The sequence below is a fragment of the Protofrankia sp. Cj3 genome, from assembly GCF_917627355.1.
In the GTDB taxonomy this organism is placed as follows: Bacteria; Actinomycetota; Actinomycetes; order Frankiales; family Frankiaceae; genus Protofrankia.
Window position 1 is genome coordinate 32636 of sequence record NZ_CAKJTR010000047.1, and the last position, 689, is coordinate 33324.

A 689-nucleotide genomic window follows, 5' to 3' on the forward strand; every position below is an offset into this window, starting at 1 on the left:
ATTCTTCATTTATGAAGTCGAGGTATTCTTGAAGATTTTCTTCGATGGGCTCGAGAATTTCTTCATCTTCGAACTGGCTGCCAAGAGAAAGAGATGGTCTACGAAGGAGGACGGTTCGATCGCCGTCGCGGAGCTCGCAGTACGCAACCCGTGGTACTGAAGCATGGTCGGCTTGGAAGCCGTAGACGGCGGCGCCGCTCACGATGACGTCGAATCCGGTCAAGAGGTCATAATCGACGCCAATCCAGAGAGTCTGACCGTCGATATCGTGGTTGTATATTACGTCCCTGAAAGAGCCAAGATTGACAAGAGGTCCAGCCAGAAGGAGTGGGCTTTCGGAAGATTTTTGCCTCCCTGCTTCAAGTGATTGCTTTAGTGCGAGCAGGGCTTGAAGCAGTGTTGACTTTCCGGCGGAATTTGGGCCATATAGCAATGTGAGCGGTGCGAGTGATACCGTGTACGGTAGATCATCGATCATCCCGTAGGACTTGAAGTTACCGACATGAACGGCTGTTAGCATGGCCCGCTTGACACCGAAACGATTTGCCGTTCCAAGGGATTGATCTTCGGTTTGTTTAGAATTTGTCTGAAAATCGTCATCTGGATTTTCGGGTTGAAATTTGTCCAGATCCGCTGACATTGGTTACCGGTCCTTCGCGGGGTGGATGGGCAGGGGCAGGGGGCCGGCG

The 689-nt window shown here is 51.8% G+C and carries 1 protein-coding gene; it reads right to left on the reverse strand.

The genetic code is table 11. The features are described 5' to 3' along the window. Positions 1-640, reverse strand: a 640-nt coding sequence (locus MJ783_RS08995; RefSeq protein WP_239309921.1) for an AAA family ATPase, incomplete at its 3' end; no start/stop codon positions are given. Positions 641-689: the final 49 nt, after the last annotated feature.